The following is a 22,091-nucleotide window of genomic DNA, read 5'->3' as shown; positions in this document are numbered from 1 at the left end:
GCAGGAACCGCCTCCGGCGGCGATGGAGCAAGGTATGGATCTGGGTATCGCGGGTAAATGGGCGCTGGTCTGCGGGGCCAGCAAGGGGTTGGGCCGCGGCTGCGCCGAGGCGCTGGTGCGCGAGGGCGTGAACGTGGTGATCAACGCCCGCAATGCCGGCGAATTGCAGCGCACCGCTTCTGATTTGATAGCTGTTGGCGCAAACACGTCGGGCGTTAGAGGCCAAAATGGCAACCAACCCAAGGTGCTGGCTGTGGCGGCCGACATCACCACGCCCGAGGGGCGCGCAGCCGTTTTTTCCATAGCTGGCGGGCCGGGCCGGGACTTCGACATCGTGGTCACCAACGCCGGCGGCCCCCCGCCCGGCGATTTCCGCGAGTGGGACCGCGATGCCTGGATGCGCGCGGTGGATGCCAACATGCTCACGCCCATCGAACTGATCCGCGCCACGGTGGACGGCATGGCGCAGCGGGGCTTTGGCCGCATCGTCAACATCACCTCCAGCGCAGTGAAGGCCCCCATCGACATCCTGGGCCTGTCCAATGGCGCGCGCAGCGGCTTGACCGGCTTTGTGGCCGGCGCGGCGCGCAGCGCCATTGCCGCGCAGGGCGTCACCATCAACAACCTGCTGCCGGGCAAGTTCGATACCGACCGGCTCGCGGGCACCCTCCAGGCCGCGGCCGGCAAGGCCGGCAAGAGCCTCGATGAAGTGCGCCGCGCCCAGCAAGGCGCTATCCCGGCGCGCCGTTTCGGTACGCCGCAGGAGTTCGGCGCCATCTGCGCCTTCCTGTGCAGCGTGCACGCGGGCTATATGACGGGGCAGAACGTATTGGCCGACGGCGGTGCCTATCCCGGCACCTTCTGAGGAACGCGCCAGACCACAACGGGCGAGAACGCGCCGACCGACCGCCATGCCCCGCGCCGCGATGGGGGCGGGCGGCTGCAGGGCTCAGGTGCCGAAAGGGTGTTGCATGCAACTGCTGGGACGACGGATGCGCTGCCCCGCACTGCGCGGGCGGCTGGCCTTGTGGGGCGCGGCGCTGCTGTACGCGGCAGCGCACGCCGGCGCGCCGGACACGCCCGCGGCCGATGCCGCGCCGTTGCGCCTGCGCGTGGTGGGAGGGCTGGCCGGCGTCACGCAGTACACGCAACTGGAGGCGCCCTTCTGGACGCGCGATTTGCCGCGCCTGAGCGAGGGCCGCTACCGCGCCGATATCGTGCCCTTCGACCGTGCCGGCGTTCCGGGCATGGAGATGCTGCGCCTCTTGCAACTGGGCGTGGTGCCCTTCGGCACGGTGCTCATGAGCTCCCTGTCGGCACAGTACCCCCAGTACACCGCCGTGGACCTGCCGGGGCTGAATCCGGACCTGGCGACGCTGCGCGCTTCGCTCGCGGCCTTCCGTCCGTACCTGGAGAAAGCCCTGCGCGAGGAGCATGGCGTGGAGCTGCTGGCGGTTTACGTTTACCCGGCGCAGGTGCTGTTCTGCAAGGACCCGCTGCTGGGCCTGGATGACCTGCGCGGGCGGCATGTGCGGGTGTCATCGGCCGCGCAGGGCGATTTTTTTGCGGCGCTGGGCGCCAAGCCCCAGCGCGTGCCCTTCGCGCAAGTGGTCAAGAGCATGGAGACGGGCGCCAGCGAATGCGCCGTCACCGCCAGCATGTCGGGCAACATCCTCGGTCTGCACGCACATGCGGCCTATCTCTACCCCATGCCCATCAGCTGGGGCATGGCGGTGTTTGCGGCCAATCGCGCGGCCTGGCAGGCGCTGCCCGCCGATCTGCGCCAGCTGCTGCAGGCCGAGCTGCCCAAGCTGGAGACGGCCGTGTGGCTCAGTGCCCAGGGCGAGACCGAGCAGGGCCAGGCCTGCAATGTCGGGAGCCCCAGCTGCACCACGGGGCGCCAGGGCGCCATGGCGCTGGTGCCGGTGCGCGCGCAGGACGAGGCGCGGCGCGAGACCATCTTCAACACCGTGGTGCTGCCGCGCTGGGTCCGGCGCTGCGGAGCCCGCTGCCGTGATATCTGGGATCGCACCATCGGTCCTGCGCGCCGCATGAGTGCGCCGGTGCAGCCATGAAGCCCACGCCCGGCAGGCGCCTGCACCTGATCACCTGGGGGGTGGTGGCTGCGCTGCTCGCAGGGCTGGCGGTGGCGGTGGCCGTGCTGCTGTGGCATACGCGTGCGGACGCGCTGGACGTTGCCGAGGCGCGCGTCACCCGTTTTGCCGCGGGGGCGGAGGCGGGCATGAACCGCACGCTGCTCTCTTTCGACGTGCTGTTGGCGCATACGGAAGAGCTGCTGGCCCTGCGCGCACGCGACCGTGCGGGCCTTGACGTGGCGGCGGCCGACACGCTGCTGCGCGGCGTGGCGCGGCAGAACCTCCTGCTGCGCTACGTGGCGCTGCTCGATGCGCGGGGCGCCGTGCTGGCATCTTCGGCGTCCACCGGCGAACTGGACGGCGTGGAGCTGCCCGAGGGCTTCCTGGCGGCCGCCCTCGCGCCCGCGGTGGCCACGCTGTCCGTCAGCCAACCCGTGGTGAGTCCTACCAGTTCCGAGCGGGTGCTGTACATGGCGCGCCAGTTGCGCATGGGCGACGGCACGCCGCTGCTGGTCGTCGCGCAGGTGCCGACGGAAGCACTGGTGGCGGTGCTGATGCAGGGGCTGGAGGTTCCCGACATGGAAGTGACGCTGGAGCGCACGCAAGGCGTGCTGCTGCTGGGCGTGGAGGCGCCACAGGGGACCGTGGAGCGGCAGGAGCGCGCAGCGCCGGCCCTGCAGGAAGGCAGCGCGGACGATGGCGTGCACGCATGGCAGGCCAGCGCGCGGCTGTCGGGCAAACCGGCCATGGTGGTGGCGCGTCCGCTCATCTACCCCGATCTGTGGGCCACCGTCAGCCTGCCGCGCGACGCGGCGCTGGCGGGCTGGCGGCAGGAGGCGCTGACGGTGCTGTTCGGCGCGCTGCTGTTTGCGGCCACGGTGGTGGCCGCGGGAAGCGTGGTCGCCCTGTACCTGCGGCGCATGCACAGTGCGCGGCGGGTGGTGGCGCGCTCCAAGGCCACGCTGGACCAGGCGCTCGAAGCCATGGTGAGCGGCTTCGTGTTGCTGGACGCACAGCGCTGCGTGGTGCAGTGGAATCTGCGCTTCGAGGAGATGTTCCCCTGGCTCGTCAGCACCATCGGGGAGGGCGTGCCGTTTCGCCGCGTGCTGGAGACGACTGTGCACTACCACCTGCCCGGCGCGAGCGCGGAGGAAAAGCGCGCGTGGGTGGAGGAGCGCCTGCAGCAGCAGTGCACGCCGCGAGGCGGGGTGGAGCAGCTTTTGCCCAATGGCCATTACGTGCAGATCACCGAGCGCGCCACGGCCGATGGCGGCGTGGTCATCATCTACCACGACGTGACCGACCTGCGGCTGGCCACGGCCGAAGTGGAACACCTGGCGTTCTACGACCAGCTCACCGGCCTGCCCAACCGGCGCCTGTTGCTGGATCAGCTGGGCGATGCCAGCGCATCGGCGGTGCGTACGGGCACGCATGGCGCGGTGCTGTTCATCGACCTGGACCACTTCAAGACCCTTAACAGGCCGTTGAAAAAGTGCTTTTCGAACGCATCAGGGACGCTGAGTGCGAAGACACGAGCTGCCCAGACGCGTCTGCGCAGCGATTGCAACGGCCCATCTGGCCGGTTTGCAGGCCCTCCCGCCCATTTCGGGCGCACGTATCCCTGGGCTCACGCATGATGCGCGTCCCACCAGCCGCCGATGCTGCCCATTCGCACAAGGTTGTAGGTGGCAAAGCACAGCAGCGCCTGGCCCGTGAGCTTGGCCTGACCGATCAGCTTGGTCTTTGCCAGACCACCGACGGTCTTGATCCAGCCAAAGGCCTCTTCGATGCGCTTGCGCACCTTCAGGCTGGTCTTGTAGCCCTCGTGCCGTGTCACTCGCGCATCCACCGCCGAGTGTTTGTCCTTGGCCGCCACGTGGGGCGTGACTTTGAGCTTTCTGCAGCCTTTGATGAAGGCCTTGCTGTCGTAGCCCTTGTCGGCACCGACCGTGGCCCGTTTGTTCCTGTTGCCCCGACGCTCCAACATGGCCAGCGCCGCCTCGCGCTCGGCCGTGCCGCTGGCGTGGGTGATCTCGACATCCACGATCAGCCCGTTGCGGTTCTCCATGAGGATGTGCCCCATGTGGCACAGGCGGGATTTGTCGCCCTGGCTCTTCTTGAACAGCCGGGCATCGGCGTCCGTGGTGCTCTCGTGGGTGTCGTTGCAGCGCTCCTGCCCCTTGAAGTCCACCTCGGGGTTGCGCCCAGGCGGCGTGCCGCTGTCGTCGTCTTTGCGCTTGAAGCTCTTGTGCGAGGCCCAGGCGTCAATGAGCGTGCCGTCCACGCTGAAGTGCTCGTCGCTGGCGAGCTTGCCCCACTGGGCACTGAGCTTGACGCGCTCGAAGAAGGCGCGGGCGAGGTCTTCGTTGAACAGACGTTCGCGGTTGGCGCTGAAAGTGGAGTGGTCCCAGACCTTGTCTTCGATGTTCAGGCCCACGAACCAGCGGTACAGCAGGTTGTAGTTGATCGCTTCGACCAACTGGCGCTCGCTGCGGATGGAGAACAGGATCTGCAGCAGCAAGGCCTTGAGCAGCATCTCCGGTGGCACCGATGGGCGGCCACGGCGGGCGTACACCGCTTCGAACTCGCGGTTCATGGTTGCCAGCAGCGCATCAACCACCGCGCGCAACTTGCGCAGCGGGTGTGCCTGCGGCACGCGCTCTTCAAGGCTGATGTAGCTGAACATCGCCCCCTGGAAATCTTGACTGCCTCTCATCGTCCTCGTCTGGGTCGTTCACCGATGGCTTCAGATCGTAGCGGCCAACGCGGGCGTCGGCGGGGGATTTTTCAACGGCCTGTTAACGACACCCTGGGCCACGAGATCGGGGACTACCTGTTGCAGCAGGTGGCCCGCCGCCTGGAAAGCGGCGTGCGCGTGGGCGACATCGTGGCGCGCCTGGGCGGGGACGAATTCGTGGTGCTGCTGGCCGGCCTGGCGACCGAGGCGGAACGCGCCCGCGAGCAGGTGCGCGCTGTGGCCGAGAAGGTCGTGCAACTGCTGGCGCAGCCCTATCCGATCGCGGGACAGAGCTACCACGGCAGCTGCAGCGTGGGCGCCGCGCTGTTCGGCAGCGTACTGCAGACTGCGGCCGAAGTACTCAAGCAGGCGGACATCGCCATGTACCAGGTCAAGGCGCAGCGCGGCAACGCGGTGTGCTTCTTCGACCCTCGCATGCAGGTGGCGCTGAGCGCGCGTGCGCGGCTGGAGTCGGACCTGCAGGCTGCGCTGCGCGAAGGGCAGTTCCTGCTGCACCTGCAGCCCCAGTTCACGCGCGACGGCGCCGTGGTGGGGGTTGAGGCGCTGCTGCGCTGGCAGCACCCGGAGCGCGGCCTGGTGCTGCCGGCGGATTTCATCGGCGTGGCGGAGGACAGCGAGCTCATCGTACCCCTGGGCCGCTGGGTGCTGGCCAGCGCCTGCGAGCTGCTGGCGCGCTGGCAGGCATCGCCGCGGCTGCGCGAGCTGTCGCTGAGCGTGAATGTGAGCGCGCGCCAGTTCCGCAGCCCCGACTGCGTGGAGCAGCTGGCGCAGCTCCTGCAGCACAGCGGCGCACCGGCCCACCGGCTGGAGCTGGAGCTCACCGAATCCCTGGTGCTGGAGGACGTGGAGGACTCCATCGCCAAGATGCACCAGTTGCGCACCAAGGGCGTGCGCTTCGCCGTGGACGACTTCGGCACGGGCTACTCTTCACTGGCCTACCTCACGCGGCTGCCATTGCATCGGCTGAAGATCGACCGCACTTTCGTGCACCACCTGGGCGAGAGTCGCAGCGACGATGTGGTGGTGCAGACCATCCTGGGCATGGCGCGCAACCTGGAGCTGGAAGTGGTGGTCGAGGGGGTAGAGACAGAGGAGCAGCGCAGCTTTCTCGCGCTGCATGGCTGCGACGTGTACCAGGGCTACTTGCTGGCGCACCCCATGCCGGTGGAGGTGCTGCAGGCCCGCTTCGGCGACGCGCCGCAGGCGCAGCCCGCAGCAGCGCACTGACGCCTGTGCGCGGCCCTAGCCGATCAGGCCCTGCGCGACGACACCACGATGCCGCCGACGATCAGTGCGAACGCCAGGGCGTGGTACAGGTGCGGCGCTTCTCCGAGGAAGACCGTGGACAGCACTGCCGCGAACAGCGGTGTGAGGTTGATGAAGAATCCCCCCACCACCGGCCCCGCGCGTTGCGCCGCCACGCCCCAAAAGCGATAGGCCAGGATGGCCGGGCCCACGGCGATGAAGGCCAGGCCAGCAGCCAGCGGCCAGCCCCAGGTGATCTGCGTGGCGCCCAGTGACCATTCCACGCCCGCAAAGGCGCCCGACCAGCCCAGTCCGAAGATCATCTGCGCCATGAGGAAGGCCGCCCAGTCGCCGCGCAGTTCGCGCGGCTCGCTGGTGCGCACCAGCAGCCAGCTGTAGAACGACCAGGAGATGGTGGCCGCCACCATGTACAGGTCGCCCGGCACCAGGCGCAGTGCCAGCAACTGCTCCCAGCTGCCGCGGCTGAGCACCAGCACCACGCCGGCCACTGACAGCAGCACTCCCGCTATTTGCCTGCGCGAGGCCGGCACGCCGAAGCACAGCGCGCCGATGATGAGCATCCATACCGGCATGCCCGAGCCCACCAGCGTCACGTTCAGCGGCGTGGAGGTCTGCAGTGCCAGGTACTGCAGCGCGTTGTAGCTGCCGATGCCCAGCAGGCCCAGCAGCGCATAGCGGCGCCAGTGCGGCCACAGCGGGCTGCCGGGGCGCAGCACCTGCCAGGCCAGCGGCAGCAGCAACGCAAACGCCAGCAGCCAGCGCACGAAGTTCAGGGTGATGGGCGGGATCAGCGTGTTCAGCGCGCGGCCAACCACGGCATTGCCGGCCCATAGCAGCGGCGCGGCCACGAGCATCGCAATCGTGCCCGGTGAGAGTCGTTGGGTCATAGGGGCAGCAACTGTAAGCGAAAGACGTGACAGTCGGCGTCCTCCCGTGTGTGTCCCGCGCACGGCAAGGGCTGGCAAATCATGGCAGCATCTGCGGCGTTCGCTTGCAATCATTCCAGGAGACCCATTCCCATGACCCTCGCCGTTCAGATCCGCCAGCACGGTGGCCCCGAAGAACTCCAGATCGTTGACGTGCAGGTCGGCGAGCCCGGCCCGGGCGAGGTGCGCATCCGCCACCGCGCGGTGGGCCTGAACTTCATCGACGTGTACCACCGCACCGGCCTGTACCCCTTGAACATGCCGGCCAGCATCGGCATGGAGGGCGCGGGTGTGATCGAGGCGGTGGGCGAGGGCGTCACGCACCTGCGTGTTGGCGACCGCGCGGCCTACGCCAGCCAGCCGCCCGGCAGCTACTGCGAAGTGCGCGTGATGCCCGCCAAGTGCGTGTGCAAGCTGCCCGATGCGATCAGCTTCGAGACCGGTGCGGCCATGATGCTCAAGGGCCTGACCGCCCAGTACCTGCTGAAGAAAACCCGCCCCGTCGAAGGGCTGGAGCCCGGCGACTTCGTGCTGTTCCACGCGGCCGCGGGGGGCGTGGGCCTGATCGCCTGCCAGTGGGCCAAGGCCCTGGGCCTGCAGCTCATCGGCACCGCAGGATCGGACGCCAAGTGCCAGCTGGCGCTGGACAACGGCGCGGCCTATGCCATCAACTATGCCAAGGAAGACTTCGCCGCCCGGGTCAAGGAGATCACCGGCGGGCGCGGCGTGAAGGTGGTGTACGACTCCGTGGGCAAGGACACCTGGGACAAGTCGCTGGATTGCCTGCGTCCCTTCGGGTTGATGGCCAGCTTCGGCAACGCGTCGGGCCCCGTGGCGCCGTTCGCACCCGGCATGCTGGGCGCCAAGGGCTCGCTGTACGTCACGCGCCAGACGCTGTTCAGCCACATCACCACGCGCGAGGCCACGCAGGCCATGGCGGACGACCTGTTCGCCGTGGTGGCCAGCGGCCAGGTGAAGATCCACATTGCCCAGCGCTATGCGCTGCGCGACGTGCAGCAGGCGCACCGCGACCTGGAGGCGCGCAAGACCACGGGCTCCACCATCCTCACGCTGGAATGACGGCGTCCAGCCAGCCGGCGCCCGCCTGGGTGACCGCCGCACGCCGGCAGGCGCAGTGTCCGCCTGCCGCACCGCGCGTGCCACTGCTGTTGGGGTGCGAGTGCGTGGGGTCGGTGGATGCCGCGGTTTTTGACCAGATTGGCATTCAGAGATTGCTGGACAAGCGCTGGCAGCTATCACAAATAGAGCATCAAGGGCAACCCGCCTGGGCCCTGCCGGCGCAGGAGGCCACGGCGGCGCTGAATGCGCTGGCCCATGCGCTGCGCGCGGCGGGCTGCTGCGGCCCCTGGCGCGACGAGCAACTGGCCGTGTGCGCGCCCGATGGCCGGCGCCTGGCGACCGTGGAGCGCGGGGCCGTGCGCGTGCTGGGTTTGGCCACGCAGGCCGTGCACCTGGTGGGCTGCACGGCGGGGGGCGCCCTGTGGGTGCAGCAGCGCTCCTTCACCAAGCCCAACAACCCCGGCCAGTGGGACACGCTGATGGGCGGCATGGTGTCCGCGGCCGACAGCCTGCATGAAGCCCTGGCGCGCGAGACATGGGAGGAGGCCGGGCTGCGCCTGGAGCAACTGCAGGCCCTGGCAGCCGGCGGCCATGTGCAGTTTGCGCAGCCCAGCAGCGAGGCGGGTGGCACCGGCTACATGGTGGAGCGCATCGACTGGTTCCACGCCACCGTGCCCGAGGGCGTGGTGCCGGTGAACCAGGATGGCGAAGTGGCGCACTTCGAATGCCTGACCCATGGCGAGGTGCACGACCGCCTGGCCCGAGGGGCGTTCACGCCGGAGGCGGCGCTGGTGCTGGCCGGTTTTTACGGTTGGTGATTTGCTATTAAAAAAATAGCTGACGCCGCATAATTGACAGGCGTTAGACAGCGATTTCATTCGTTAGTGAAGCGCCGCCGCGGCGGTTGCCTGTGCAGCGGACTGGAGAACATGCGGCGCGCCGACGCCATAGGGGCACATGCCCGACAATCCAGGCCTCATGCCTGCGCCGGCAGGCTCGCCGCACTACGGCACGCTTTCTCCACCGCTCCTCGCACACCATGGCCCGTTCCCGTCTGCTGCCCGACAACTTCACCCTTGCCCTCGTGGCCACCGTCACGCTGGCCAGCCTGCTGCCCGCATCCGGCGCCGTGGGCGCGTTTTTCGAGAAGGCCACCGTGGGCGTGGTGGCGCTGCTGTTCTTCATGCACGGCGCCAAGCTGTCGCGCGAGGCCGTGATCGCAGGCATCGGCCACTGGCGATTGCACCTGCTGGTGGTGGCCAGCACCTTCATGCTGTTTCCGGTGCTGGGCCTGGTGCTGCGGCCGGTGCTGCAGCCGCTGGTGACGCCAGAGCTGTACACCGGCGTGCTGTTCCTGTGTGTGCTGCCGGCCACGGTGCAGTCGGCCATCGCGTTCACGGCAGTGGCGCGCGGCAACATGGCGGCGGCTATCTGCAGCGCCTCGGCCTCCACCCTGCTGGGTATTGTGATCACGCCGCTGTTGGTGGGCGTGGTGCTGCCGCAGGCCTCGGGCACGGTGCAGCAGGATGTACTGGGCAGCATCGGTCGCATCATGCTGCAGCTGATGCTGCCCTTCGTTGCGGGGCACCTGCTGCGGCCGTGGATCGGCGGTTTCATCAGCCGCCACGCGGCGACGCTCAAGTACGTGGACCAGGGCTCGGTGCTGCTGGTGGTCTACACCGCATTCAGCGCAGCCGTGGTGGGCGGCCTGTGGCGCGAGTTGCCGCTGCCCGCGCTGGCCGGCCTGCTGGTGGTGTGCGCGGTGATCTTGGGCCTGGCGCTCACCGCCACCACCTGGCTGGCGCGGCGCCTGGGTTTTTCCAAGGAGGACGAGATCACCATCGTGTTCTGCGGCTCCAAGAAGAGCTTGGTGAGCGGCGTACCCATGGCCAAGGTGCTGTTCCCCTCAGAGGCCGCGGGCGCCATCGTGCTGCCGCTGATGGTGTTCCACCAGATGCAGCTCATGGTGTGCGCGGTGCTGGCGCAGCGCTATGCCCGGCGCGCCTGACTACAGCCGCTCGTCGGGCATCGCCGGGGCGCCTGCCGCCTTCGCATGCAGCGGGCGGATGGCGGCATTGGCTTCCAGCACCGGATAGGCCACCGAGCACAGCAGCGAGTTGATGCGCTTGAGGTCGCTGATGATGTCGATGTGCAGCGAGCTGGTTTCTATGCTCTGGATGGTGTTTTCCGCCAGCCGGTTCAGGTGGGTTGCGGCGTAGGCCAGTTCCAGCTCGCGGAAACGGTTTTTTTCCTCCAGCAGCTTTTGCGCGTCGCGCACATTGCTGGTCAGGAACACGCTCATGGCCAGGCGCAGGTTGGCCACCAAGTGGTCGTGCATTTCATTGATTTCCTGCAGGCCGGCGTGCGAGAACTGGCGCCCCTTCTTGATCTTCTTGTCCTCCACGTCCTGCAGCACGCGCTCCACCAGATCGCCGATCTGCTCCATGTTGATGGTGAAGCTGATGATTTCGGTCCAGCGCCGCCCCTCGCCTTCGTCCAGCTCGGAGCGCGAGATCTTGGTCATGTAGTACTTGATGGCCGAGTACAGGCTGTCCACCTGGTCGTCCAGGGCGCGCAGCTCCTGGCCCAGCTTCTGGTCGTCGGTCTGCCACACGGTCTTCAGGCCATTGAGCATGGTCTCCACCAGATCGGCCTGGTGCAGCGCCTCGCGCGCGGCGCAGGAGATGGCCAGGGATGGCGTGGCCAGCGCGGAGGGATCGAGGTGGTGCGGCCGCAGCGGGTTCTTGGCCGGGTCGAGTGGAGGCAGCAGGCGTGTCATCACGTGCGCCACCCATTGCGTGAGGCCGATGAAGCCCACGCTGATGATGATGTTGTACGCCAGGTGGAACAGCACGACGCTGTGCGAGGTGGCGGGCAGGTGGGGCTGTACGAACCGGATCCAGCCGTCGATGAACGGCGCCATGAGCACCACGCCCATCAGCTTGAACACCATGTTGCCCACCGTGACCTGGCGCACTTCCACCGAGGACTTGGCCATGGTCAGCATGGCGGTCAGGCCGTTGCCCAGGTTGGCGCCCAGCACCATCCCGAGGGCCATGTCCAGGGGCACGACGCTCGTGTCGGCCATGGCGGCGATGAGCAGCACCACGGCCAGGCTGGAGTAGGAAACGATGGCCAGCACCGCGCCGATCAGGATCTCGGCGAACACGTCCGAGCCCATCGACTCCAGCACCACGTGGGTGATGGGGGAGGCCATCATCGGCTCGGTGGCCTGGGTGACGCGTTCGAGCGCCAGCAGCATCAGCCCCAGGCCGATGAGGACCCGGCCCACGCGGCCCGAGGTGGTCTCCTGCCGCGACAGATACAGGACGACGCCGACGAAGATGAACAGCGGCGAGAGCCAGGACAGGTCGGTGGAGAAGAGCACGGCCATGAGCGCGGTGCCGATGTCGGCGCCGCGCATCACGGCCAGCGCGGCCGGCAGGGCGATCAGGCCCTGGCCGACGAATGAGGCGGTCATCAGCGAGGTGGCGGTGCTGGACTGCACCAACGCCGTCACGCCGATACCCGACAGCGCCGCCGTGAAGCGGTTGCCCATGCTGCGCGCCAGCAGGCTGCGCAGGTTGGCCCCGAACACCCGCAGTACGCCCACCCGCACGAGGTGAGTGCCCCACACGAGCAGGGCAATGGCGGCTAGCAGGTTGAGCAGATGCTTCATGGAGGACGGTGGTGCAGTGCTATCAGTCTATGAGCATGCCATTTTCATGGAAAGGATAGGGGCCTTCGAAGATTCCCGCAGCCGCAAGGTGCGATACCAGCCGCTGCCCGTCCCAGGCATGGACGCGAAAGGCAGGCGGCTCCAGCATCCAGGCCGAGGGCGCGTCGGGCTGCAGGTCCAGCGCCACCTGGTGCCCCGGCGCGGGGCAGGTGGAGGCGATGGTGCCGCCGAAGCGCACGTCGATGGCGCGGTGCAGGTGTCCGCAGATGATGCGCTCCACGTTGGCGTGGCGCGCCACGATGGCCTCGAACTGCGCGGCGCCTTCGAGCAGGCCGATCCTGTCCATGTGGCCGATGAGCGTGCGAAACGGCGGGTGGTGCATGGCGATGACCACGGGCTCGTCCCGGCAGGCGGCGAGCTCGCGCTCCAGCCACGCAAGGCGCTGGGCGCACAGCGCGCCGTGGCTCTGGCCGGGCTCCACCGTGTCGAGCGCGATCAGTCGCAGCGGACCGACGCGGACGCTGTACTGCACGAATTCGCCGCCGCCCTGCAGGTAGGCGTGCCGAGCGAAGCTGCGGCGCAGCTGCGCGCGCTCGTCGTGATTGCCGGGCAGCAGGTACACGGGCAGATCGCCGAGCGGCGCCAGCAGCCCGGCCAGGTGCGCGTATTCGGCCTCGCGGCCGAAGTCCGACAGGTCGCCGGTGATGACGACCGCGTCGGGCTTCTGGCGCAGGGCCAGCACGCTGTCCACCGTGCGCCGCAGGTAGGGCGCGGTGTCGATGCGGCCGTAGGCCAGGCGGCCGGGCTCGCGGATGTGCAGGTCTGTGATCTGGACCAGGAAGGTGTAGGGGGTGGAGTTCATGCGCTGGCCTCTGCGGTACTCATCAGGCGTTGCGGATCGATGCGGATGCCCACCTCGTCGCCGCTGCGGTAGGGTGTGTCGCGTGCCGCGTCGGCCAGCAGCGTGCCGGGCACGCCGGCCGCGCTCAGGCGCAGCTGCACCCGGTCGCCGAGGAAGCTGCGCTGCTCGACCCGCGCCACGCCCCAGCCGTCCTGGCGCGGGCCTATCTGTATGTCTTCCGGGCGCACCAGCAGAGCGCTCTGGTCGAGCGCCGGCGGGCAGGTCAGCGTCGCGCCGCCGATCGTCAGCACGCCACGTGCGAGCGACTCGGGCGAGCGCTCGATGCGGTTCACCCGGCCGAGGAACTCGGCCACGAAGGGGTGGGCGGGCGCGCGGTACAGGTCCTCGCCGCGGCCCACCTGCACGATGCTGCCGGCGCGCATCACGGCCAGCCGGTCGGCGATGGCCATGGCTTCCTGCTGGTCGTGCGTGACGTGGATGGCGGTGATGTGCAGCCGCCGCAGCAGCTCGGCCAGCTCCTCGCGCAACTGCTCCTTGAGCTTGGCGTCCAGGGCCGCGAGCGGCTCGTCGAGCAGCAGAACGCGCGGGCGCACGGCCACGGCGCGCGCCAGCGCCACGCGCTGGCGCTGGCCGCCCGAGAGCTCGCCGGGGCGCTTGGCTTCGAGGCCGGTGAGGCGCGTGAGCTCGACCAGCTCGCCCACGGCGCGGCGCTCCTCGGCGGCCGATACGCCGCGGATGCGCAGGCCGTAGCCGATGTTGGCGGCCACGCTCATCTGCGGAAACAGTGCGTAGCTCTGGAACACCATGCCCACGCCGCGCTGCTCCACGGGGCGGTGGGTCACGTCCTGCTCGCCGAACAGGATGCGCCCGCCCGGGTCCAGCGTCTCCAGCCCGGCGATCAGGCGCAGCAGCGTGGTCTTGCCGCAGCCCGAGGGCCCCAGCAGTGCGAGCACCTCGCCGGGCTCGACGTGCAGGCTGGTGGGCTGCAGGCCGCGCGTGCCGTCGGCGTAGGTTTTGGAGCAGTGGTCGATCTCGACCGGGATGCGTTCAAGTTCCATAGCGTTTTTGCATGAGCTGGGCCAGGGCCTGCAAGGCCCACAGCACCGGGAGAATGACGATGAAGAACACCAGCGTGTAGGCCGAGCCGATCTCGATGCGCATGGACGCATAGCTGTCGGCCAGGCCCACGGGCAGGGTGCGGGTGAGCGGCGTGTGCAGCATCCAGGTCAGGTTGAACTCGCCGACCGAGAGCGTGAACACCATCAGGCCGCCCGCCACGATGGCCGGGAACACGGCCGGCACCAGCACGCCGAGAAAGCGCTGGGGAAAGCTCGCGCCCAGCGTGCGCGCGGCCTCTTCCAGCGCCACCAGGTCGTTGCGCTGGAAGGCCGAGGCCACGGTGCGCACCATGAAGGGCAGGGTGAAGACGATGTGGCCCACAAGGATGAAGGCAAAGCTCTGGCGGAAGGCCGCGATCTGGCCGTAGGCCAGGATTAGCGCCAGTGCCGTCGCCAGGCCCGGCACGGCCACGGGCAGGGTCAGCAGCTCCTCGAAGGCGCGTGCCAGGCGCGAGCGGCTGCGCGCCAGCGCGTAGGCGCAGGGCACGCCGATGGCGGCCGTGGCCGCCACGCTGGCCGCGGCGATGCCCAGCGACCAGCCGACGGTGCCGCCGTAGACGTCCCACACCTCCTGCAGCCAGCGTAGCGTGAAGCCGCTCTTGATGCCCACGCTGTAGTTGTTCACCAGCCCGGCCAGTACCGACAGCAGCATGGGCGCGATCATGAACAGGCTGGTGAGCGCGGTGACCGCGAACAGGAACGGCGCGCGGTTGTGCGTTGGTTGTCGCATGCGATGGGGTCCTTTCGTGCGGCTTTCAGCGCATGGCCTGGCCGCTGCCGAACTGGCGCGTCAGGAACAGCGCCAGCCAGGTGACGAGCCCCAGGGCGATGGACAGCGATGCGGCCAGCGCGAAATTGGCGTAGTTGGTGAACTCGTTGTAGATGGTGATCGGTACCACCTCGAACTTGCTCGCCAGCGTGAAGGCGGTGCCGAACGCGCCCATCGACGTGGCGAACAGGATGGCGCCGCAGGCCACGGTGGTGGGTGCGAGCTCGGGCAGCCACACGTCGCGCACGATGCGCAGGCGCGAGGCGCCCAGCGAGCGCGCCGCCTCCTCGAGCTGCAGGTCCATGGCCTCGGCCGCGGCCGCATAGGTGGCGATGGCGCGCGGCAGCGAGAAGTACAGGTAGGCCAGGAACAGGCCCAGCAGCCCGTAGGCGAAGGTGATGCGCTCGCCGAAGAGCTGGCTGGACAGGTCCGCCACCAGCCCCTGGCGCCCGCCCAGCAGGATCACGAAGAAGCCGATGATCACGCCGGGGAACGACAGCGGCAGCGTCAGCAGCGCCAGCAGCAAGCGCTTGCCGAAGAAGCTGCGCCGCGCCAGGTAGATGCCCACCGTGGCGCCGATCACGAGGGTGGCCAGCGTCACGGCTACCGACAGCAGCACCGTGTTGAGCATGCTCTCCATGTAGCGGCCGTCGGTCAGCACCACGAAATAGGTGCCCCAGCCCTTCTCGGCCGGCAGCGCCAGCAGGCGCAGCACCGGCAGCAGCCAGAAGGCCAGGAAGAACGCGCTCGCCGGAGCCGCGCAGCCGGCGAGCAGCAGGCGCTGGCGCGGGCTCAACGCACTTCCTTCAGGTAGCGGTCGGAGAAGTCGCGCTGCGCGGCGGCCATGCCGGCGTAGTCCACGGTCTTGGCGCGGGCGTATTCCGAGGCCGGCAGGAACTGGGCCTGCACCTCCTTGGGCATGGCGCCGGCGCGCACCGGGCGCAGATAGGCCTTGGCCCAGATGGCCTGGCCCTCGTCGGAGAGCACGAAGTCCAGCACCTTCCTGGCCTCGGCCGGATGGGGCGCTTTGTTCACCAGGCTCATCACGTAGGGCACGACCACCGTGCCTTCGGCGGGAATGACGAACTGCACGTTGGCGCGGTCCTTGTACTTGGCGCGGTAGGCGTTGAAGTCGTAGTCCAGCAGGATGGCGATCTCGCCCGACAGCACGCGCGCATACGAGGTCTGCTTGGGAACGATGGGCTCGTTCTTCTGCAGCGCCTTGAAGTAGTCGATGGCCGGCGCGAAGTTGGCGAGCGTGCCGCCGCGCGCCTCGTTCACTGCGACCGCGCCCACGTAGCCGACGAAGGCCGAGGCCGGGTCGAGATAGCCGATCAGCCCCTTGTAGTCGGGCTTGAGCAGGTCGGCCCAGGACTTCGGCACCGGCTTGCCCTTGAGCGCGTCCACGTTGACCATGAAGCCCAGCGTGCCCGAGTGGATGCTGAACCAGTTGCCGGCCGGGTCCTTCATTCCGTCGGGAATGTCCTTCCAGCCCGCGGGCTGGTAGGGGGCGACCACGCCGTCCTTCTGCGCCTGGATGGCGAAGGTGACGCCCAGGTAGGTCACGTCGGCCACCGGACTGCCTTTCTCGGCCACCAGCTGCGCCAGCGCCTGGCCCGAGTTCTTGTTGTCGGCCGGCACCGTGATGCCGGTTCTGGCCTTGATGGCGCGCAGCTGCGTGCCCCAGTCCGCCCATTCCGTGGGGCAGTTGTAGCAGATGGCGGTCTGTGCCCAGGCGCCGGTGGCTGCCAGGCCGGCGGCTGCCAGCACGCCGATGCGGGCGAAGCGTTGCAGGGTCGAGGTCATGGGGTTTCTCCTTGGGTTGGACAGAGGGTGGATGGGATTTCAAGCCGCGGGGCCCGCGGCGGCGGCGCAGGACTCGCCGCCGCAGAAGCGGTAAGGCAGGCACAGGCTGTCGCCGGCGCCGGGCGGGTTGCCGCGGGCGATGGACTGCACGAGCAGTTCCACGCCATGGCGGCCGATGTCGTGGTTGGGCTGGGCGATGGTGCTCAGGGCCGGGGTGAGGTCCTGGCCGATGGCGATGCCGTCGAAGCCCATGACGGCCAGGTCCTGCGGAACGGACAGCCCCGTCAGGCGCGCGGCGCGCATGCTGCGGATGGCCAGCAGGTCGTTGGAGCAGAACAGGGCGGTGGGCCGCGTGGGCGTCTGCAGGTAGCGCGACAGCGCCTCGACGGCGGTGGCGACGAAGGGCACCTCCACCAGGGGGGGCGCCTGCAGCCCCGCCGCGGCCATGCCGCGCAGGTAGCCGCGGTAGCGCTGCTGCGCACGGTCAGAGGCCGCCAGCGTGCCGCTGACCATGGCGATGCGCCGGTGGCCCAGCGCCGCCAGCCGCGCCACGGCCTCGGCCGATGCGGCCTCGCCGTCCACCGAAATGCAGGGATGGCCGGGGTGGGCGTTGTAGGCCAGCACGTACGGCAGGCCCGCGCCGCGCAGGCGCTCCAGCGCCCGCGAGTCCGACGGGCTGGAGACGACCAGGATCATGCCGTCCACGTTGGCGGCCAGCAGCTGCGCGACGGCCTGCTGCTCCTGCGTTTCCTCGTAGCTCGTCATGACGGGCACGATGGCGTAGCCGCTCGCCGCCGCCGCCTGGGAAATGCCCTGCAGGCACTCGGCAAAGACCGGGTTGAGCAGGGTGGGCAGCACCACACCCAGCACGCGGCTGCGCTGGGTGCGCAGCGTACGGGCGCTGGCGTTGGGCTGATAGCCGAGCTCGCGCGCTGCGCGCTCCACCAGGTCACGCGTGGCGGGCGCCACCTTGTCGGGAAAGTTGAACGCCCGGGACACGGTCGCGGCCGAGACGCCGGCGCGCGTGGCGACGTTGTGGATGTTCAGGGGTTCCTTGGGCATTGGCGTGGTGATGAAATCGATTTCATTGCACCACGCGAGTATGACGCCGCGATGACACGCGGTCCGACCGGGTTAACCCTGGGGATTGGATGTCAGCGCTCGCGGCGCACGCGCAGCAGCTCGTCCAGGATCAGGCAGGCCGCGCCCACGGTGATGGCGCAGTCGGCCACGTTGAACGCGGGGAAGTGCCAGCCGCGCAGGTGAAAGTCCAGGAAGTCCACGACGTAGCCATGCTGCAGGCGGTCCACCACGTTGCCGATGGCACCGCCCAGGATGCTGGACAACGCGAAGCAGAACAGCTTCTGCCCCGGGTGGGCGCGCAGCTGCCACAGGATGAAGACCGCCGTTGCCAGCGCAATGCCCGTGAACAGCCAGCGCTGCCATCCCCCGGCATCGGCCAGGAAGGAGAACGCCGCCCCGGTGTTGTGCGCCCGCACGATGTTGAAGAAGCTGGTCACGTAGGTCGCGTCGCCCAGGCGGTAGTAGCCCAGGATCAGCGTCTTGGTGAACTGGTCGGCAATGACGAGCAGCACGGCCCAGGCCAACCAGGGCCACAGGCTGGCGCTGCGGGATACGGCGGCGCGCGCCATCAGGCGTGCACCCGGTTTTCACCGGCGCCATGCAAGTTGCTGTCGCAGCGCCCGCAGAGCGTGGGGTGCTCGGGATTCTGGCCCACGTCGGCACGGTAGTGCCAGCAGCGCTCGCACTTGGCATCGGAACTGGCCGCAACGCTGATCTGCAGGGCGCTTCCAGCTACCAAATGTGTAGCTGAAACGATGAGCACGAACTTCAGGTCGTCGCCCAGGCTGGCCAGCAGCGCATGGTCTTCGGGCGCGGCAGTGAGCGTGACCACAGCCTGTAGCGACGAGCCCACGGTTCCGGCAGCGCGCACGGTCTCGATCTCCTTGTTCACCGCGTCGCGGATCTCACGCAGGCGTTCCCACTTGGCGGCCAGGCCCTCGTCGGCCGTGGGAATGGTCTGGTAGGTCTCCAGGTAGATGGTCTCGGACTGGCCGAACATCTTCCACGCTTCTTCGGCCGTGAAGGACAGGAACGGCGCCATCCAGCGCAGCATGGCGTGGGTGATCTGGTAGAGGGCGGTCTGCGCGCTGCGGCGCGCCAGGCTCTTGGGCGCCGTGGTGTACAGGCGGTCCTTCAGCACGTCGAGGTAAAAGCCCCCCAGGTCTTCCGAGCAGTACAGCTGCAGCTTGGCGACCACGGGGTGGAACTCGTACACCTTGTAGTGCGCCAGGATGTCCTGCTGCAGCTGCGCCGCGCGCGAGAGGGCGTAGCGGTCGATCTCCAGCAGCTGCTCGAACGGCACGGCGTCCTGGGCCGGGTCGAAGTCGCTCACATTGGCGAGCAAGAAGCGCAGCGTGTTGCGGATGCGGCGGTAGGCGTCCACCACACGTGCCAGGATCTTGTCGTCGATCGCCAGGTCGCCCGAGTAGTCGGTGGCGGCACACCACAGGCGGATGATTTCGGCGCCCAGCTTGCCGCTCACCTCCTGCGGCGAGACGGTGTTGCCCAGCGACTTGCTCATCTTCTTGCCCTGGCCGTCCACCGTGAAGCCGTGCGTGAGCAGGCCGCGGTAGGGTGCGCGCCCGAAGATGGCGCTGGCCAGCAGCAGCGAGCTGTGGAACCAGCCGCGGTGCTGGTCATGGCCTTCGAGGTACAGGTCGGCCTCGGGACCCTCGTCATGGTGCATGGTGGGGTGGGTGCCGCGCATCACATGCCAGAAGGTGGAGCCGGAGTCGAACCACACTTCCAGGATGTCGGTGCTCTTGGTGTAGTGCTTGGCGTCCTCCGCGCCCAGGATCTCCTCGGCCGTCACACGGCTCCAGGCTTCGATGCCGCCCTGCTCGACGATCTCTGCGGCCTGGTCGATGATCTCCATGGTGCGCGGGTGCAGCTCGCCCGAGTCCTGGTGCAGGAAGAACGGGATCGGCACGCCCCAGCTGCGCTGGCGCGAAATGCACCAGTCGGGCCGTCCGGCAATCATGTCGCGCAGGCGGGCCTTGCCGTTGTCCGGGTAGAAGGCCGTGTGCTCGATGGCCTCCAGCGCGATCTGGCGCAGGGTCTGTGCGGGTTTCTGCGCCGGGTCGGTGAATACGCCCTCGCCCTCGTCCATGCGCACGAACCACTGCGCCGCGGCGCGGTAGATCACGGGCGTCTTGTGGCGCCAGCAGTGCGGGTAGCTGTGGGTGATGGTGGTGGTGTTCAGCAGACGGCCGGCGACCTTGAGTGCGTCGATGATGACGGGCACGGCCTTCCAGATGTGCTGGCCGCCGAACAGCGGAAAGTCCGCCGCGTAGGTGCCGTTGCCCTGCACGGGGTTCAGGATCTGGTCGTAGGCCATGCCGTGGGCGACGCAGGAGTTGAAGTCGTCCACGCCATAGGCGGGCGAGGAGTGCACCAGGCCCGTGCCATCGCTGGCAGTGGCGTAGTCGGCCAGGTACACAGGCGACAGACGCCGGTAGCCCGCGTCCATGTCGTACAGCGGATGCTCGAACTCCAGGCCCGCGAGCTTTTCGCCGGGCACCACGGCCAGCACCTGGCCCGTGAGGCCCCAGCGCGTCATGCAGGCCTCGACCAGCGATTCGGCCACGATGAACAGGCCGCGCTCGGTGTCCACCAGTGCGTACGGCAGCTCGGGATTGAGGTTCAGTGCCTGGTTGGCGGGAATGGTCCAGGCGGTGGTGGTCCAAATGACCGCGAAGGCGTCCTTGGACAGGGCGGGCAGGCCGAAGGCAGCGGCCAGCTTGGCCGGCTCATGTGCCTTGAACGCCACGTCCAGCGTCTGGCTCTTCTTGTCCTGGTATTCGATCTCGAACTCCGCCAGCGACGAGGCGCAGTCGAAGCACCAGTACACGGGCTTCAAGCCACGGTACACGAAACCGCGCTCCATGACCTTCTTGAGCGCGCGGATCTCGCCGGCCTCGCTCGCAAAATTCATGGTCTTGTACGGGTTGTCCCAGTCGCCCAGCACGCCCAGGCGCTTGAAGTCCACCATCTGCTGCGCGATCTGCTCGGTGGCAAACGCGCGGCCCTTGGCCTGCATCTCGTCGCGCGGCAGGTTGCGGCCGTGCAGCTTTTCGATGGCGTTCTCGATCGGCAGGCCGTGGCAGTCCCAGCCCGGCACGTAGATCGCGTCAAAGCCCTCGAGCTGGCGCGCCTTGATGATCATGTCCTTCAGGATCTTGTTTACCGCGTGGCCGATGTGCAGCTGGCCGTTGGCGTACGGCGGGCCGTCGTGCAGGATGAACTTCGGCGCGCCGCTTCGCGCGTCGCGCAGCTTCTTGTAGATGCCCTTGTCGTCCCATTCCTTGACCCAGCCCGGCTCGCGCTTGGGCAGGTCGCCGCGCATGGGGAAGGGCGTGTCGGGCATGTTCAGCGTGCCGCGGTAGGCACTGGCGGGGGCGTTCTTGGGGTTGGAGTCGGACATGGGAACCTTCAGGTCAAGGGCGTTCCGGGCGTGGCCCGAAAGGCAAACACGGGGGCAGGACAAGGGCGGGGCTGGCGCGGCCCGCCAAGCGCTGGCGGGGCGAAGGCGGCCCCGTCAAATTCGGTCGCGGGTGGTCTGGCGACGGGTCTCTGCGTGGGAGGATGCGAAGTACGCGCGGGCGTCATCGCAGTCCTTGGCGATGCCGGTTGTGAGGGCGCCCAGGCTGTCGTACTTCAGCTCGTCGTGCAGTTTGTGCAGGAGTTCCACGCGCACGATTTTACCGTAGGCCCCCTCGGCCCCCAGGTGAGCGGGCCACTGCAGGCAATGCGTCTCCAGCAGCACGCGCCCGCCGTTCACGTCGCTCGGGTCCAGCGACGGGCGCACGCCCAGGTTGGCCACACCGGGCAGGGGCTCGGCGTCCAGCCCGTGCACCAGTACCGCGAAGATGCCGCTGGCGGCGGGTTTCCAGTGCGCGAAGCGCAGGTTCAGCGTGCGAAAGCCGTCCTGGTGGGGCCCGCTGGCGGCTGAGCGGCCCAGCGACCGGCCCAGCTTGCGTCCATGCACCACGTGGCCAGAGATCGCGTACGGGCGCCCCAGCAGGCGAGTGGCTTCCTCCATGTCGCCGGCGCCCAGGGCGTCGCGCACGGCGGAGCTGGAAACACGCAGCCCGTGCACCTCGTAGCTGTTCATGCGCGCCACCTCGAAGCCGCGCTCGCGGCCGGCGGTGTCCAGCATGGCGTAGTCCCCCGCGCGCTGGGCGCCGAAGCGGAAATCGTCGCCCACCAGCAGGTAGCGCGCACCCAGGCCGCCCACCACCACATCGTCGATGAAGGCCTGGGGTGCCTGGCGTGCCAGCTTTTCGTTGAACGGCAGCACGATGGTCTGCTGCACGCCGCAGCGCGCCAGCTCGGACAGCTTGTCGCGCAGCGTGCCGATGCGCGCGGGCGCGAGATCCGGGCGCTTGTGCACCCCGGCGAAGTAGTCGCGCGGATGCGGCTCGAAGGTCAGCACGCAGCTTTGCACGCCGCGGTGCTGCGCCTCGCTGTTCAGCAGGGCCAGCATGGCCTGGTGGCCGCGGTGCACGCCGTCGAAATTGCCGATGGTGAGGGCGCAGGCCGGTGCCACCTCCGGGTGATGGAAGCCGCGGAAGATCTTCATCGCAGTGCTTTTCTTTTGATAGCGGCTGGCGCAAGTCCATCAAGCGCTTGACGCCAATTTGTCATG

18 protein-coding genes and 1 pseudogene are annotated in these 22,091 nt (G+C 68.6%); 7 read left to right on the top strand and 12 right to left on the bottom strand.

Annotation, left to right across the window (positions count from 1 at the left end):
* Positions 1–34 precede the first annotated feature (34 nt).
* The 3 genes from I3K84_RS07470 to I3K84_RS07460 all read left to right on the top strand — a co-directional run bounded on the left by I3K84_RS07470 (position 35) and on the right by I3K84_RS07460 (position 3,733).
* Positions 35–865 carry an SDR family oxidoreductase gene (locus I3K84_RS07470; protein WP_196995819.1) on the top strand — a complete coding sequence of 277 codons (831 nt, stop codon included), beginning with the start codon at positions 35–37 and terminating at the stop codon, positions 863–865.
* Between the two features lie 127 nt (positions 866–992).
* The gene (locus tag I3K84_RS07465) at positions 993–2,075 is read left to right on the top strand and encodes a TRAP transporter substrate-binding protein (RefSeq protein WP_196996080.1); all 1,083 of its coding nucleotides are present in this window, start codon (positions 993–995) and stop codon (positions 2,073–2,075) included.
* A complete protein-coding gene (locus tag I3K84_RS07460; protein WP_370567799.1) occupies positions 2,072–3,733 on the top strand; it encodes a PAS-domain containing protein in 1,662 nt (553 codons plus the stop codon). Before I3K84_RS07465 ends, I3K84_RS07460 begins: the two co-directional genes overlap by 4 nt.
* Here I3K84_RS07460 and I3K84_RS07455 read toward each other — a convergent pair.
* Entirely contained in the window at positions 3,724–4,812 is a 1,089-nt protein-coding gene (locus tag I3K84_RS07455; RefSeq protein ID WP_011803559.1) for an IS5-like element ISDisp1 family transposase, read from the bottom strand. The genes I3K84_RS07460 and I3K84_RS07455 overlap by 10 nt on opposite strands.
* Before the next feature lie 6 nt (positions 4,813–4,818).
* On the opposite strand from I3K84_RS07455, the pseudogene I3K84_RS07450 reads away from it, so the two are divergent.
* Positions 4,819–6,081, top strand: a pseudogene (locus I3K84_RS07450) (putative bifunctional diguanylate cyclase/phosphodiesterase); the annotation flags it as partial.
* Positions 6,082–6,104: 23 nt separating this feature from the next.
* On the opposite strand, the gene I3K84_RS07445 reads toward I3K84_RS07450, so the two are convergent.
* The gene (locus tag I3K84_RS07445; protein WP_041838882.1) at positions 6,105–7,007 is read right to left on the bottom strand and encodes a DMT family transporter; all 903 of its coding nucleotides are present in this window, start codon (positions 7,005–7,007) and stop codon (positions 6,105–6,107) included.
* A gap of 132 nt (positions 7,008–7,139) precedes the next feature.
* Between I3K84_RS07445 and I3K84_RS07440 the strand changes: the two genes are divergently transcribed.
* The 3 genes from I3K84_RS07440 to I3K84_RS07430 all read left to right on the top strand — a co-directional run bounded on the left by I3K84_RS07440 (position 7,140) and on the right by I3K84_RS07430 (position 10,134).
* The gene (locus I3K84_RS07440; protein WP_103737068.1) at positions 7,140–8,126 is read left to right on the top strand and encodes a quinone oxidoreductase; all 987 of its coding nucleotides are present in this window, start codon (positions 7,140–7,142) and stop codon (positions 8,124–8,126) included.
* Positions 8,123–8,944: an NUDIX domain-containing protein gene (locus I3K84_RS07435; RefSeq protein ID WP_196995818.1), complete on the top strand. Its 822-nt coding sequence runs from the start codon at positions 8,123–8,125 to the stop codon at positions 8,942–8,944. The genes I3K84_RS07440 and I3K84_RS07435 overlap by 4 nt, the downstream gene beginning before the upstream one ends.
* Positions 8,945–9,165: 221 nt before the next feature.
* Complete coding sequence (locus tag I3K84_RS07430) at positions 9,166–10,134, top strand: bile acid:sodium symporter family protein (protein WP_196995817.1); 969 nt, start codon at positions 9,166–9,168, stop codon at positions 10,132–10,134.
* Here the strand turns inward: I3K84_RS07430 and I3K84_RS07425 are convergent, their stop codons facing one another.
* From I3K84_RS07425 to I3K84_RS07380, 10 genes are all read right to left on the bottom strand, one after another.
* Positions 10,135–11,805, bottom strand: coding sequence for a Na/Pi cotransporter family protein (locus I3K84_RS07425; RefSeq protein ID WP_196995816.1), 1,671 nt, complete (start codon positions 11,803–11,805; stop codon positions 10,135–10,137).
* A gap of 22 nt (positions 11,806–11,827) precedes the next feature.
* Entirely contained in the window at positions 11,828–12,667 is an 840-nt protein-coding gene (locus I3K84_RS07420; protein WP_196995815.1) for a phosphodiesterase, read from the bottom strand.
* Positions 12,664–13,725 (bottom strand): ABC transporter ATP-binding protein, encoded by a 1,062-nt coding sequence (locus I3K84_RS07415; protein WP_196995814.1) that lies wholly within the window; start codon positions 13,723–13,725, stop codon positions 12,664–12,666. The genes I3K84_RS07420 and I3K84_RS07415 overlap by 4 nt, the downstream gene beginning before the upstream one ends.
* Positions 13,715–14,515 carry an ABC transporter permease gene (locus tag I3K84_RS07410; RefSeq protein WP_013518053.1) on the bottom strand — a complete coding sequence of 267 codons (801 nt, stop codon included), beginning with the start codon at positions 14,513–14,515 and terminating at the stop codon, positions 13,715–13,717. The genes I3K84_RS07415 and I3K84_RS07410 overlap by 11 nt, the downstream gene beginning before the upstream one ends.
* Before the next feature lie 25 nt (positions 14,516–14,540).
* Positions 14,541–15,350 (bottom strand): iron ABC transporter permease, encoded by an 810-nt coding sequence (locus I3K84_RS07405; protein WP_013518054.1) that lies wholly within the window; start codon positions 15,348–15,350, stop codon positions 14,541–14,543.
* On the bottom strand, positions 15,347–16,360 hold the full coding sequence (locus I3K84_RS07400) for an ABC transporter substrate-binding protein (protein WP_013518055.1): 1,014 nt from the start codon (positions 16,358–16,360) through the stop codon (positions 15,347–15,349). The genes I3K84_RS07405 and I3K84_RS07400 overlap by 4 nt, the downstream gene beginning before the upstream one ends.
* Before the next feature lie 39 nt (positions 16,361–16,399).
* Positions 16,400–17,407: a LacI family DNA-binding transcriptional regulator gene (locus tag I3K84_RS07395; RefSeq protein WP_196996079.1), complete on the bottom strand. Its 1,008-nt coding sequence runs from the start codon at positions 17,405–17,407 to the stop codon at positions 16,400–16,402.
* 107 nt (positions 17,408–17,514) lie between these two features.
* The gene (gene lspA, locus I3K84_RS07390) at positions 17,515–18,012 is read right to left on the bottom strand and encodes a signal peptidase II (protein WP_196995813.1); all 498 of its coding nucleotides are present in this window, start codon (positions 18,010–18,012) and stop codon (positions 17,515–17,517) included.
* A complete protein-coding gene (ileS, locus tag I3K84_RS07385) occupies positions 18,012–20,867 on the bottom strand; it encodes an isoleucine--tRNA ligase (RefSeq protein ID WP_196995812.1) in 2,856 nt (951 codons plus the stop codon). Before ileS ends, lspA begins: the two co-directional genes overlap by 1 nt.
* Positions 20,868–20,981: 114 nt before the next feature.
* Positions 20,982–22,025 (bottom strand): bifunctional riboflavin kinase/FAD synthetase, encoded by a 1,044-nt coding sequence (locus I3K84_RS07380; protein WP_011806508.1) that lies wholly within the window; start codon positions 22,023–22,025, stop codon positions 20,982–20,984.
* Positions 22,026–22,091 lie beyond the last annotated feature (66 nt).

Origin of the sequence: Diaphorobacter sp. JS3051, assembly GCF_015832135.1 — a bacterium.
Taxonomy (GTDB): Bacteria; Pseudomonadota; Gammaproteobacteria; order Burkholderiales; family Burkholderiaceae_C; genus Diaphorobacter; species Diaphorobacter nitroreducens.
Note: the sequence above shows the minus strand (reverse complement) of the source record. Positions and strands in the feature narration are given on the sequence as shown.

Excerpts from the sequence above, each read along its gene's own strand:
- I3K84_RS07420 (WP_196995815.1), bottom strand. The coding sequence starts at position 12,667 with ATGAACTCCACCCCCTACACCTTCCTGGTCCAGATCACAGACCTGCAC.
- ileS (WP_196995812.1), bottom strand. The coding sequence starts at position 20,867 with ATGTCCGACTCCAACCCCAAGAACGCCCCCGCCAGTGCCTACCGCGGC.
- I3K84_RS07440 (WP_103737068.1), top strand. The coding sequence starts at position 7,140 with ATGACCCTCGCCGTTCAGATCCGCCAGCACGGTGGCCCCGAAGAACTC.
- I3K84_RS07415 (WP_196995814.1), bottom strand. The coding sequence starts at position 13,725 with ATGGAACTTGAACGCATCCCGGTCGAGATCGACCACTGCTCCAAAACC.
- I3K84_RS07445 (WP_041838882.1), bottom strand. The coding sequence starts at position 7,007 with ATGACCCAACGACTCTCACCGGGCACGATTGCGATGCTCGTGGCCGCG.
- I3K84_RS07400 (WP_013518055.1), bottom strand. The coding sequence starts at position 16,360 with ATGACCTCGACCCTGCAACGCTTCGCCCGCATCGGCGTGCTGGCAGCC.
- I3K84_RS07470 (WP_196995819.1), top strand. The coding sequence starts at position 35 with ATGGATCTGGGTATCGCGGGTAAATGGGCGCTGGTCTGCGGGGCCAGC.
- I3K84_RS07435 (WP_196995818.1), top strand. The coding sequence starts at position 8,123 with ATGACGGCGTCCAGCCAGCCGGCGCCCGCCTGGGTGACCGCCGCACGC.
- I3K84_RS07425 (WP_196995816.1), bottom strand. The coding sequence starts at position 11,805 with ATGAAGCATCTGCTCAACCTGCTAGCCGCCATTGCCCTGCTCGTGTGG.
- I3K84_RS07460 (WP_370567799.1), top strand. The coding sequence starts at position 2,072 with ATGAAGCCCACGCCCGGCAGGCGCCTGCACCTGATCACCTGGGGGGTG.
- I3K84_RS07410 (WP_013518053.1), bottom strand. The coding sequence starts at position 14,515 with ATGCGACAACCAACGCACAACCGCGCGCCGTTCCTGTTCGCGGTCACC.
- I3K84_RS07380 (WP_011806508.1), bottom strand. The coding sequence starts at position 22,025 with ATGAAGATCTTCCGCGGCTTCCATCACCCGGAGGTGGCACCGGCCTGC.
- I3K84_RS07430 (WP_196995817.1), top strand. The coding sequence starts at position 9,166 with ATGGCCCGTTCCCGTCTGCTGCCCGACAACTTCACCCTTGCCCTCGTG.
- lspA (WP_196995813.1), bottom strand. The coding sequence starts at position 18,012 with ATGGCGCGCGCCGCCGTATCCCGCAGCGCCAGCCTGTGGCCCTGGTTG.
- I3K84_RS07465 (WP_196996080.1), top strand. The coding sequence starts at position 993 with ATGCGCTGCCCCGCACTGCGCGGGCGGCTGGCCTTGTGGGGCGCGGCG.
- I3K84_RS07455 (WP_011803559.1), bottom strand. The coding sequence starts at position 4,812 with ATGAGAGGCAGTCAAGATTTCCAGGGGGCGATGTTCAGCTACATCAGC.